The organism is uncultured Sphingomonas sp., from assembly GCF_913777625.1.
Classification (GTDB): Bacteria; Pseudomonadota; Alphaproteobacteria; order Sphingomonadales; family Sphingomonadaceae; genus Sphingomonas.
Window position 1 is genome coordinate 123394 of the sequence record NZ_CAJYTI010000040.1, and the last position, 12475, is coordinate 135868.

The following is a 12475-nucleotide window of genomic DNA, read 5'->3' on the forward strand; positions in this document are numbered from 1 at the left end:
CGCTCGCGGGAGGGGGTTAAGAAGATCAGGCCGCCGCCACGGCCGCCTGCTGCCGCGGGCGCAGGCCCAGCAGATGGCAGATCGCGTAGCTCAGCTCGGCGCGGTTGAGCGTGTAGAAGTGGAACTGCCGCACCCCGCCCGCATAGAGCTTGCGGCAGAGCTCGGCCGCCAGCGTCGCCGCGACCAGCTGCCGTGCGCCGGGATGCTCGTCGAGCCCCTCGAACAGCTTCTCCATCCAGGCCGGCACGTCGGTGCCGCACATGGCGGACATCTTCACCACGCTGGCATAGTTCATCACCGGCATGATGCCCGGCACGATCTCGGCATCGATCCCCGCTGCCGCCGCGCGATCGCGGAAGCGCAGGAAGGTCTCGGCCTCGAAGAAGAACTGGGTGATCGCGCGGTTGGCGCCGGCATCGATCTTGCGCTTCAGGTTATCGAGATCGGCCTCGGGGCTCGGCGAATCCGGGTGGCATTCGGGATAGGCGCTCACCGAAATCTCGAAAGGGTGCAGCCGGCGCAGGCCCGCGACCAGGTCCGCCGCATTCTCATAGCCGCCGGGATGGGTGCGATACTTCTCGCCGGCGCGGGGCGGATCGCCGCGCAGCGCCACGATATGCCGCACGCCCGCCGCCCAATATTCCTCGGCGATCTGGTCGATCTCCTCGCGCGTCGCCTCGACGCAGGTGAGGTGCGCGGCGGCCGCCAGCGGGGTTTCGCGCGCGATCCGCGAGACGGTCGCATGGGTGCGCTCGCGGGTGGTGCCGCCGGCGCCGTAGGTGACGCTGACGAAACGCGGCCCGAGCGGCGACAGCGTCTCGATCGAGGCCCAAAGCGTCTCTTCCATCTTCTCGGTCTTGGGCGGGAAAAACTCGAAGCTTACCGCCACATCGCCCGCCACGTCGGCGAACAGGGGCGGTGCCATGGGGTCTACGATACTCATGCCGCCTTCACCTTTTCCACGCTCTCCCCGGTCTTGCGACCGAGCCATAATTTCACCGTCAGCGCACCGCCTTCCAGCGTCTGCACCTGCACCGGGGCGAGCCCGGCACGATCGAACCAGCCGAGCATCTGCTCGTCCGAGAAACCCAGCCGCGCATGCGCATCGCGGGTGCGAAGCTCCTCGCGCTCGTGCGGCGCGAAATCGACGATCAGCAGCCGGCCGCCGGAGCCGAGCACGCGTGCCGCCTCGCCGATCGCCGCCGCCGGCTGCTGCGCGAAATGGAGCACATGATGCAATATAGCAGTATCCGCAGCGCCGTCTGCCAAGGGCAGCGCGTAGAGATCGGCCTGGCGCAGCTCGGCATGACCGAGGTCGGCGAGCTTGGCGCGGGCGAGGCGCAGCATCTCGGAGGAACGATCGATCCCCAACGCCTGCGCCGACCGCGGCGCAAACAGCTCCAGCATGCGGCCGGTGCCGGTGCCGATGTCGACCAGCGTCCCCAGCGAGCCTTCGCCCAGCGCCGACGCCATTGCGGCTTCAACTTCGCTTTCCGCGACATGCAGCGAGCGGATCGCATCCCACTGCCCGGCATTGCTCTCGAACCACGATTCGGCTGCCGCCGCACGATCCGCGCGGACCGCCTCGAGCCGCGCTTGATCGGCGATGACCCAAGGGTCGCCCGCCATCTCCCACGCGTCGAGCGCAGCGAGGACGGGCGCGGTCACCGCCCGCCGTCCGAGCGCCACGAACACCCAGCTGCCTTCCTTGCGCCGTTCGGCAACGCCTGCATCGCACAGGATCTTCACGTGGCGGGAGACGCGGGGCTGGCTTTGCCCCAGGACCTGCGCCAGTTCGCCGACGCTCAGCTCCATCGCACGCAGCAGCGCGACGATCCGCAACCGGGTCGAATCCGCGAGCGCGCGGAAGATGGCGAGAGGCTCTGTCATGGGCGGGTTAGAGATATAAAGATATCTTTATATCAGGTCAACGCATCGCAGCGCGGTTGCGTGCGTTTGCCGCTCTGGCTAGCCCGAGCCAAACCCCGTGAAGGAACCCACCATGCGCAAGCTTCTCCTCCTCCCCGCCGCCGCCATGGCGCTCACCGGCCTGTCGGCCTGCGGCAACCAGGCGAAGAACGAGGCCGCCGAAGCCAATGAGGCGATGGCGGGTGACAGCAACACGATGGGCGAGGCGGTCGCCGACGTGAACGCGGCCGAGGACGCTGCCTTCGCCAATGCCGAGAGCGCCTATTCTAACGGCGCGGGCCCGGCGAGCAACGAGATCACCGACTGACGCGTTCGTCGCCCTCCCCCTTCCATCGGAGACCACCCATGCCGCATCTTCGCCATCTCGGCGCCTCGGGCCTGGAGATTTCGCCGCTCGTCCTCGGCGGCAACGTGTTCGGCTGGACCGCCGACAAGGCCGCGAGCTTCCGCATCCTCGATCGATTCGCCGAGCGCGGCGGGGTGATGATCGACACGGCCGACGTCTATTCGGCCTGGGTCTCGGGCCACACGGGCGGTGAATCGGAGAGCGTGATCGGCGAATGGCTGCGCACCTCCGGCAAGCGCGACCAGGTGCTGATCTCCACCAAGGTCGGCATGCTGCCGGGCGAAGGCGGGGCGAAGCTGGCGCCGGCGCGGATCGCCGCGGCGGCCGAGGCCTCGCTTCAGCGGCTCGGCATCGAGACGATCGACCTCTACTTCGCCCATCAGGACGATGAGGATGTGGCGCAGGAGGACTATCTCGCCGCGTTCGGCAGGCTGATCGACGCAGGCAAGGTCCGCGCGCTCGGCGCGTCCAACTTCCATGCGATGCGGCTAAAGTCGGCACTCGATCTGGCTGCGAGCGAAGGCTTGCCGCACTTCCGCGTGCTCCAGCCCGAGTACAACCTGGTCAGCCGCCGCAAGTTCGAAGGCGAGCTGCAGGATCTGTGCGTCACGTACAATCTCGGCGTGATCCCCTATTACGGCCTCGCTTCGGGCTTCCTCACCGGCAAGTATCGCAGCGAAGCCGATCTCTCGAAGAGCGTTCGCGGCGGCGGCATGGCCAAGCTGCTCGCCGGCAAGGGCGGTGCGGTGCTGGCGGTGATGGACGAAGTGGCGGCCGAGACCGGCGCCAGCCTCGCCCAGATCGCGCTCGCCTGGCTGGCGGCGCAGGACGGCGTGACCGCGCCGATCGCCAGCGCGACGAGCATCGACCAGCTCGACGAACTGATCGGCGCCTGGGATGTGGACCTCAGCCGCGACCAGCGCGACCGCCTGACCGCCGCCGGGGCCTGATGACCGCCGCCGACCTGATCGACCGCATCGTCGCCCAGCTCGTCCGCCGCCACGGCGGCACCGTGCGGCGCTGGAAGACCGTGCTGGGCAAGGTGCGCGTCTACGACGCCGAGACCCACCCGCACTGCAACTGGTCGCTGGCCCCCAGCGGCGCGCCCGGCGACGTGGCGGCGGTGGAAAAGCTGCTCGACGAGCTGCGGATCACCTATCCGATCGTGACGGGCTGAGCTCGCTCAACCCGTCACCCCAGCGAAAGCTGGGGTCTCCGTTCACCAGCCAAACGGCGCGTTTTGGGAGATGCCAGCATTCGCTGGCACGACGGATACGAAAAAAGGGCGGAGCACCAAGGTGCCCCGCCCGCCTTCGCCCTCTCCTGGCAGCCCTTAGAGGCCCACCTTCAGCGTCAGGAAGAACTGCTGCGGTGCGCCGACCATCAGCGTCTGGTTGTCGCCGCTGTTGCCGAAGCCGTTGGTGCCGATCGTCGAGATATACTTCTTGTCGAACAGGTTGGTCGCGTTCGCCTGGATCTCGAGCTTGCGGCCGCCAAGGTCGAACTTGTAGCCGAGCGTCGCGTCCACCACCACGCGGCCATCGACCGCCTGGTCGTTGGTGTAGGTGAAGTAGCGCTTGCTCATATAGTTGGCGCCGATACGGGCGTTGAAGCCCTGCCCGGCCCAGGTGACTTCGCCCTTCAGCATGTGCTTGGGCGAGTCCACCACGGTCTTGCCCTTGGTCGGGATCACCGCCGTCGCGGTGACGACGTTGTCGCGATAGGTCGAGTCGTTGTAGCTGTACGAGCCGAACAGCCCGAAGCCCATCGGCAGGCGCACGTCGCCGGTCGCCTCGAAACCGATCGAACGCACATCGCCGACATTCTGCAGGATCGCCGGGTTGCCGACGATACCGGCGCTGGTCGTCACCGCGAGCAGGCGGTTGCGGAAGTTGACATAATAGCCGGCGAGCGAGCCGGTGAAGATGCCCGAGCGATAGCGGCCGCCCACTTCATAGGTATCGGACGCCTCCGGCTTCAGCTTGGTGCTGCCCGACGTCAGCGCGTTGAAGCCCGCCTGGGTGGTCGCGAACGGACCGCTGGTCGCCGCCGACACGAAGGCACGGGTCACCTGGGTGAAGCCGGCGAACAGCTCGGCATTCTGGTCCAGGCGATAGTTCAGGCCGACATGCGGCTGGAACCAGTCGGTCACCTTGATGCGGCCCGAGGCGAGGCTGCCCGCCACGATCGGCGTCGCGCGGTTGGTGACGGCGAAGCCCTTCCAGCCGAGATTGGCAGTCAGCGCGCCGAGGTCGATCTTGTCCTCGACATAATATTGCACGGTGTCGGTCTGATACTTGTAGTACCACTGGGTGAAGAACGGATCGCTCTGGAACGAGAGGCTGTCGCGGCCCGGATCGGTGCGGCTGGTCAGCGCGTAGAAGCGGCGCGCCTGGCGGAAGTCGTTCCGCTCGTACCAGCCGCCGACGGTGACGTCGTTGATGCCGATCTTGGTGCCGATATTGCCGAACACGCCGCCGCGGCGGATGTCATATTCGGTGGTGCGCAGCGACATCGGCGTGCCGTTGGGCGAGTTGACGTAGGGCGTGTACCACAGGCCCTGGCCATGGTTGCTGTGATAATAGCCCTTCAGCGCGCCGTGGATCGGCGAGTCGCTGGTGGTCTCGACACCGAGCGAGCCGAGATAGTCGCGGCGCAGGCCGGCGGCGTTGTAATAGGCATCGTCGGGGTTGGCGAACGGCGCCGGATAGACCTTGCCCGCAGCCGGGTTGGTCGGCGTCGCGCCGGTATAGCCGGTGTTCGCACCGACGTCCGACACCAGGATCGCCTTGGCATAGTCGTTGGAAATATTGTCCCAGTTATAGCCAAGCCGCTTGAGCATATCGAGCGACATGTCCTGATAGTCGTTCTCGCGGCGGTCCGAATAGTCGAACGTGCCGACCGCGCGCAGCTCGGGGGTGAGCGGGGTCACCACCTTGGCGTTGACCTGGTCGACGCGCTGCTTGCCCCAGCCCTTCCACTTGTCGGTATCCGAGTGGAGATAGGAGACATAGGCGCGGGTGCCGCCAGGCGTCAGCTCGCCGGTGTCGATCCGGCCGAAGACGCGCCAGAAATTGTCGCTGCCGACGGTGCCGCTCAGATCGGCGCCCAGTTTCTCCTTGGGATCGCTGGAGACGAATTCCAGCGTGCCGCCCAGATTGTTGGTCGCCTGCGCACCGATCGAGCCTGAACCCTGCGAGACGCGGGTCTGGGCGATATTCTCGCTGGTGATCGCGCGGCTGATGTGCAGGCCGTTGACGTTGCCGTAGCTCGCATCGCCCAGCGGGATGCCGTCCAGCGTGAAGCCCAGCTGGTTCTGGTTGAAGCCGCGGATCGAGACGCGCTCGGCCCATTCATAGGCGCCGAAGGGATCCGCCGCCTGGAAGTTCACGCCCGGCAGCTTCTCGATCGCCTTCAGCGGGCTGGTGCCCGGCGCGAGCAGCGCGATGTCGTTCTGGCTCAGCGTCTGGGTCTGGCGGGTTTCGCCCTTGCCGATCACGACGATCTCGTCACCGCCGCTCTGCGGGGTGGTGTCGTCGACGAGCGTGGCGGCAGGCGCGGTCTGCGCGAAGGCGGTGCCGGCGGTGAAGAGCGACGTGCCGGCGAGCAGGCCGGCGGCAAGCATACGGATGCGCATGCGCATGGATCCCCTTGGGAAAGCACCGGACCCCTCGCCCTGTGCTGGGCGGCGGCTACGCGCGCTGCGTTGCAACATCGCGCCCTTCTGGTTGCAGAAGAAAGTCACGCGCGGGACACAAGGATGACAGCGCAGTTAACACTCGGAAAACTCCGCATTTCCGGTATTCCTAAAGGGGTGCAGGGATCGAATGGCACGCGAGAGCCCCCTCTTGTGTTGCCCATTTGCAACACTATCTGCTGGTCACATTCGAACAGGGATCAGGCATGAACCTCGAAAAATTCACCGACCGCGCCAAGGGCTTCCTGCAATCGGCGCAGACCGTGGCGATCCGCATGAACCACCAGCGGATCAGCCCGGAACATCTTCTGAAGGCGCTGCTCGAGGACGAGCAGGGCATGGCCAGCGGCCTGATCCAGGCAGCCGGTGGCGACGCCAAGCGCGCGGTGAGCGAGACCGATCTTGCGCTTTCCAAGATTCCGGCCGTCAGCGGCTCGGGCGCGCAGCATACGCCCGGGCTCGACAACGATCTCGTCCGCGTGCTCGACCAGGCCGAGACGATCGCGCAGAAGTCGGGCGACAGCTACGTCACCGTCGAGCGGCTGCTCGTTGCCCTCGCGCTGAGCCTCAACACCGCCGCCGGCAAGGCGCTGCAGGCGGCCAACGCGAAGCCCGAGGCGCTGAACACCGCGATCAACAGCATGCGCGGCGGTCGCACCGCCGACACCGCATCGGCCGAGGACCGCTATGATGCGCTCAAGAAGTTCGCCCGCGACCTGACCGAGGCGGCGCGTGCCGGCAAGCTCGACCCGGTGATCGGCCGCGACGAGGAGATCCGCCGCACCATCCAGATCCTCGCCCGCCGCACCAAGAACAATCCGGTGCTGATCGGCGAACCCGGCGTCGGCAAGACCGCGATCGCGGAAGGCCTGGCGCTGCGCATCGCCAATGGCGACGTACCCGATACGCTCAAGGATCGCACGCTGATGGCGCTCGACATGGGCAGCCTGATCGCGGGTGCGAAATATCGCGGCGAGTTCGAGGAGCGCCTCAAGGGCGTGCTCGACGAGGTGAAGGGCGCCGAGGGCCAGATCGTGCTGTTCATCGACGAGATGCACACGCTGATCGGCGCCGGCAAGGCCGAGGGCGCGATGGACGCCGGCAACCTGCTCAAGCCCGCGCTCGCCCGCGGCGAGCTGCACTGCATCGGCGCGACCACGCTCGACGAATATCAGAAGCATGTCGAGAAGGATCCTGCGCTCCAGCGGCGGTTCCAGCCGGTGTTCGTCGGCGAGCCGACGGTCGAGGACACGATCTCGATCCTGCGCGGCCTCAAGGAGAAGTATGAGCTGCACCATGGCGTGCGGATCACCGACGCGGCGATCGTCGCAGCATCGACGCTCTCCAACCGCTACATCGCGGACCGCTTCCTCCCCGACAAGGCGATCGACCTGATGGACGAGGCCGCCAGTCGAATCCGCATGGAGGTGGAGAGCAAGCCCGAGGAGATCGAGACGCTCGACCGGCGGATCATCCAGCTCAAGATCGAGCGCGAGGCGCTGAAGCGCGAGACCGACGAGGCCTCGCGCGACCGGCTGGCGACGCTGGAGGAGGACCTCGCCAATCTCGAAGAACAGTCGGCCGGGCTGACCGCACGCTGGCAGGCGGAGAAGGACAAGATCAACGCCGAGGCGGTGCTCAAGGGCCAGCTCGACCAGGCGCGGCTGGAGCTGGAACAGGCGCAGCGTGCGGGCGATCTCGCGCGCGCCGGCGAGCTGTCCTACGGCGTGATCCCGCAGCTCACCCGCCAGCTCGACGAGGCGCAAAGCGCCGCCAAGGGCGCGATGCTGCGCGAGGAAGTGACCGCCGACGACATCGCCGGGGTGGTCGCACGCTGGACCGGCATCCCGATGGAACGGATGCTGGAGGGCGAGCGCGAGAAGCTGCTCCACATGGAGGAGCAACTCGGCAAGCGCGTGATCGGCCAGGCCGATGCTGTGAAGGCGGTCTCCACCGCCGTGCGCCGCAGCCGTGCAGGGCTGCAGGACCCGAACCGGCCGCTCGGCTCCTTCCTGTTCCTCGGCCCGACGGGCGTGGGCAAGACCGAACTGACCAAGGCGCTCGCCGAATTCCTGTTCGACGATCCAAACGCGATGGTGCGCATCGACATGAGCGAGTTCATGGAGAAGCACGCGGTCGCGCGGCTGATCGGTGCGCCTCCCGGCTATGTCGGCTATGAGGAAGGCGGGGTGCTCACCGAAGCGGTTCGCCGTCGGCCCTATCAGGTCGTGCTGTTCGACGAGGTGGAGAAGGCGCACAACGACGTGTTCAACATCCTCCTCCAGGTGCTCGACGACGGTCGCCTGACCGACGGCCAGGGCCGCACGGTGGACTTCTCGAACACGATCGTGATCCTCACCTCGAACCTCGGCAGCCAGTTCCTCACCACCCTGGCCGACGGTCATCCGGTGGAGGAGGTCGAGCCGCAGGTGATGGACGTGGTGCGGGCGCATTTCCGCCCCGAATTCCTCAACCGGCTGGACGAGATCATCCTGTTCCACCGGCTGGGCGCGGACCATATGGCGCCGATCGTCGACATCCAGGTCGGCCGCGTCGCTAAGCTGCTCAAGGATCGCAAGGTGAGCATCACGCTCACGCCGGCGGCGCGCGAATGGCTGGGCCGGGTGGGCTATGATCCGGTGTACGGCGCGCGGCCGCTCAAGCGCGCGGTGCAGCGCTATCTGCAGGATCCGCTGGCGGACCTGATCCTGCGCGGCGCGGTGAAGGACGGCGCGACCGTGCAGGTCGACGAAGGCGACGGCGCGCTGACGCTGCACGTGGCCTGACGTTCATCACCGGCAAAAGAAAGGGCCGCTCTCCTGCGAGAGCGGCCCGATTTTTTAGGTTCCGCCGACCTTAGAAGTCGATCTTGGCGCCGATGCGGAAGTACCGACCGATGAAGAGACGGTCCGCCCAGGCCGGGTTGAACTGATAGATGCCATAGGCGGCATTCGGCTCGTACGGCGGACGGACGTTCAGGATGTTGAGCATGTCCCCGTACAGGGTGAACTTCGTGCCCACCTTGATCTCGGCATGCCCGTCGAGGTTGAACACCGCCTTCGCGCGGCACTGCACCGGCGTACCGTCGTCGAAGGCCAGCACCTGGCCGGCGTCCGCGCTTGCCTGGCAGTCGCCATAGGTGCCGCCGGAGTCGGTGGCCACCGACGAGTAGCCGCTGGTGTAATAGCCGGTGAGCGAGACATTGCCATGACCGTTGAAGTCGATGGTGTTCTGCCACGTCACACGCCACTTCGGCGCACCCGAGCACGAGGTGATGTTGCAGGGCCCGAGCGTGCCGTCATAGCGCGATACCGAACCGTCCGCATTGGTCTGCTCGAGACGCAGCAGGTACGAACCGTTCGCGGTCGAAATCCAGTCGAGGCCCTTGCTGTTGAGCGGCAGGCGCAGCGAGCCGGACAGGTCGATGCCGCGCGCGGTGAACTTGTCCGCGTTCTTGTACGAGCCGACGACCGTACCGAGCAGCGGCAGTGCGCCCGGGTTCTGCTGATCGGCAACGCCCTTGGTCACGGTGATGCCCGGCGCAGTGACGACGCCGTTGTTGAGATAATATTGGGAGATGATGTCGGCAGTGGCCGACACCGGCACGATCACGTTGGTGATCTTGGTCGACCAGAAGTCCGCCGTCAGCGTCACCGAACGGGTCGGCGTCAGCACGATGCCGGCCGTGAACGACTCCGACTTTTCGGGCTGCAGGGCCGAATTGCCGGCCGACGTCAGGCCGTAGCTGTACCCGCCGGTGTAATAGGACGGGTTGTTCGCATGGGCGGCGCAGAACGCCTGGTAGGTCGCCGAGCTGCAGTTGATCGAGCCGTTCACATAGCCGGTCGTCGGCAGCGAGAAGGCCTCGCTGAAGCTCGGGATGCGGAAGCCGCGCGAATAGGTGCCGCGGAGCTTCACTTCCTTGATCGGCTTGAACTGCGCCTCGAACTTCGGCGAGAACCGGCTCTGGCCGGTCGAATAGCTGTCATAGGACCCAAGCGCCTTCAGGCTCAGGCTGGTGAGGACCGGAACGCTGACCTCATAGCCTGCCGACCAGACATTGCGGCTGCCGTCCACACCAACGGCGTTGATGCCGTAGTAGCGGGCATTCGGGTTGGTTTCGTTCGGCGCGTTCGCGCTGGGGTTATGAATGGCCTCGTAGCGATAGGCCCCCGTCACCGCGACGCTGATCGCGCCGCCCGGCAGCTTGAAGAAGTCGCGGTTCAGCGAGGCCTGGATCTGGGTGAGCTTCGACGAGGAATGGTTGCGCGCGGTCGGGAACACCTGCTGCGTCGCCGCAACGCTGTTCGCCGAGGGATTCACGAAATTGTACGTCCCCTGCGCGATCGCATCCATCATTCCCTGCAGGTAGATGTAGCCGCGATTTTCGATGTCGAGCGTCGACGTGGAGGTCGTGCCGGCGAGGTTGTAGTTCCACGTCCCGCCGAACGTGCCATTGATGCCCGCGGAGAAGCGATACACCTTGTTGTCGGTCAGCGTTTCGCGCGGAACCTGCGGGAGAGCGACCAGCCGCGCGAGGTTGCCGGAAGCGGCGAACGGGTTGTTCGGATTGAGCGTGCCGTTGCTCGCGTTACAGCCCGACGCCGTCAATGCGTTGGTGAACGCGCCAAACGTGCCGATCGTCGACTTGCCCGCCGAGCACACATAGGCCGGCAGGAAGATCGAGCTCACCGTCGCCTGAGTGCCACCTGCCGCGGTCTGGCCGGTATAGCCCGACGGCGTGGTCGAGTTGTAGGTCGTCGTGTTGTAGAAGTTGAACATCGCATAGGCTTCGGCGTCCGGGCCTACCTTCACGGTTGCGCGTGCGTTGGCGCCCTTGCGCTCGATGCCGGCGTTGTACATCCGGTACTGGTTGACCAGATCCTGCTGGCAGACCGTCGCCGGGGTGACGGTGCCCGCACGCTGCGCAGCGGTGAGGGTGACGGCGGTCAGATTGTCGCAACCCTTGCTCGGGTTGAGAAGCTGATAGCCTCCCTGCGACGTGAAGCTGCTGTTGTACGGACGCACGAAGGGCACGGTGGTCGACTGGAAGCCGCCATAGCTGCCGTCATACTGGATGCCGTTGCGGATGCCGTTGCTGAGGCAGATGCCCGCCGCATTACAGATCGAGCTCTGGTTGGCGGTATTGAACGGCGCCCCGCGCTGGTTGATGTAGAGCGGATCGGTCTTCTGATACTCGCCGTTGACGTAGACGTTGAAGCCCTGCTCGTCGAGCTTGCCATAGCCAAGGGTACCGCTGATCCGGCGCTCGCCCGCGTCGCCGCGTTGCGAGATGCCCGCCGAGCCGTTGAGGTGGACGCCGGTGATCTCGCGCTTGACAATGACGTTCACCACGCCGGCGATCGCATCCGAACCATAAGTGGCCGAGGCGCCGTCCTGCAGGACGTCGACCTTGTCGACGATCGAGGCGGGGATCGTGTTGATGTCGACGAAGTTGCGATACCCGTCATCCGCCAGCGGATAGGGCGCAGTCCGCATGCCGTTGAACAGCGTGAGCGTATACGCGTCGTTGAGTCCGCGGAGCGACGGCGAGCTGGCGCCGGTGGCGAAACCGAAGGCGGACCAGCTCGGCGGGTTGGTGCCGGCATTGTTCGCCGTCAGCAGCTGCAGCGCGTCGGCAACGGTGGTGATGCCGCGGTTCGAAAGGTCTTCCGACGACAGGGAGACGACAGGCGAGGCCGTAGCCGCCGCAGGGTTGCGGATCAGCGAGCCCGTCACCACGATTTCAGGCGCGGGTGCCGACTGCTCCTGCGCGGTCGGTGCAGTCTGCGGCTTGGACTCCGTCGACGCGTCGGCGCTCTGCGCGAACGCCGGCGCGGCAAACAACGTGCCGGCGAGCAGCACCGCGGTCACTGCCGAGCCACCACGCAGCGTGAGTTGCGTTTTCTTCATGGATTTCCCTCGATTGCCCACCGCTGGGTTGCCCCAGCGGAGGTGTGTCTCCCGTCCTGGCCCGGCAAAGCCCCATGCGTACCGGGCAGAACTGTGCCTGCAGGAAACAAGGATCGTCTCGGGGTGTAAAGTTGCGATCACCTGCGCGGCTACGCTTTCTTCAATCTGTCGCGTACGCGCAACACCGACGACCGATTATGTCCCCGATATCGTATTACCGGTTACTAAATATTAAACCGCATGGCAGAGCTGCTCAAAAATAAGGCATTTTTTGCAAGATTGCGCTCAATTTCAGGTTTTCTGCGTAATATTAGATTACGAATCGTGAACCCTCAGGCGGAAGCCCCCACCTGATCTCCCGATTTGACACACGCCACCTGTCGGCGCTCGGCCGTACCAGGATCCCGGCTGCAGATGGCCCGTCCCCGCCGGACGGGCTTCCGGCGCGATCCTAATTCGCCCAACAGCGCAGCTCGACGAAAGGACCGCGCGCTTTCCACCGTGCGGAATGTTTCGGACCGGCAACAATAGTGTAGCGCTGCTTCCTCGCAACGCAGCCAGAGGGCTGCGCTCTTCTTTCAGAGCGGAAT

At 65.9% G+C, this 12475-nt stretch carries 8 protein-coding genes; 4 read left to right on the forward strand and 4 right to left on the reverse strand.

The annotated features are described in order from the left end of the window. Positions 1-25: 25 nt before the first annotated feature. Entirely contained in the window at positions 26-925 is a 900-nt protein-coding gene (gene metF / locus QZ814_RS18510; RefSeq protein WP_294335187.1) for a methylenetetrahydrofolate reductase, read from the reverse strand. A 14-nt stretch (positions 926-939) separates the two neighbouring features. Continuing rightward, positions 940-1890 carry a metalloregulator ArsR/SmtB family transcription factor gene (locus QZ814_RS18515; protein WP_294335033.1) on the reverse strand — a complete coding sequence of 317 codons (951 nt, stop codon included), beginning with the start codon at positions 1888-1890 and terminating at the stop codon, positions 940-942. Positions 1891-2002: 112 nt separating this feature from the next. Here QZ814_RS18515 and QZ814_RS18520 point away from each other — a divergent pair, with 112 nt between their 5' ends. From QZ814_RS18520 to QZ814_RS18530, 3 genes are read left to right on the forward strand one after another with little or no spacing between them, the layout of a single operon-like run. Next, on the forward strand, positions 2003-2236 hold the full coding sequence (locus QZ814_RS18520; RefSeq protein ID WP_294335034.1) for a hypothetical protein: 234 nt from the start codon (positions 2003-2005) through the stop codon (positions 2234-2236). A 38-nt stretch (positions 2237-2274) separates the two neighbouring features. Beyond that, complete coding sequence (locus QZ814_RS18525) at positions 2275-3225, forward strand: aldo/keto reductase (RefSeq protein ID WP_294335035.1); 951 nt, start codon at positions 2275-2277, stop codon at positions 3223-3225. Continuing rightward, entirely contained in the window at positions 3225-3452 is a 228-nt protein-coding gene (locus QZ814_RS18530; protein WP_066721104.1) for a hypothetical protein, read from the forward strand. Before QZ814_RS18525 ends, QZ814_RS18530 begins: the two co-directional genes overlap by 1 nt. A gap of 156 nt (positions 3453-3608) precedes the next feature. Here the strand turns inward: QZ814_RS18530 and QZ814_RS18535 are convergent, their stop codons facing one another. Then, positions 3609-5912 (reverse strand): TonB-dependent receptor, encoded by a 2304-nt coding sequence (locus tag QZ814_RS18535; RefSeq protein WP_294335036.1) that lies wholly within the window; start codon positions 5910-5912, stop codon positions 3609-3611. 266 nt (positions 5913-6178) lie between these two features. Here QZ814_RS18535 and clpB point away from each other — a divergent pair, with 266 nt between their 5' ends. Beyond that, on the forward strand, positions 6179-8758 hold the full coding sequence (clpB, locus tag QZ814_RS18540) for an ATP-dependent chaperone ClpB (RefSeq protein WP_294335037.1): 2580 nt from the start codon (positions 6179-6181) through the stop codon (positions 8756-8758). A 70-nt stretch (positions 8759-8828) separates the two neighbouring features. Here the strand turns inward: clpB and QZ814_RS18545 are convergent, their stop codons facing one another. Beyond that, a complete protein-coding gene (locus QZ814_RS18545) occupies positions 8829-11885 on the reverse strand; it encodes a TonB-dependent receptor (RefSeq protein WP_294335038.1) in 3057 nt (1018 codons plus the stop codon). Positions 11886-12475: the final 590 nt, after the last annotated feature.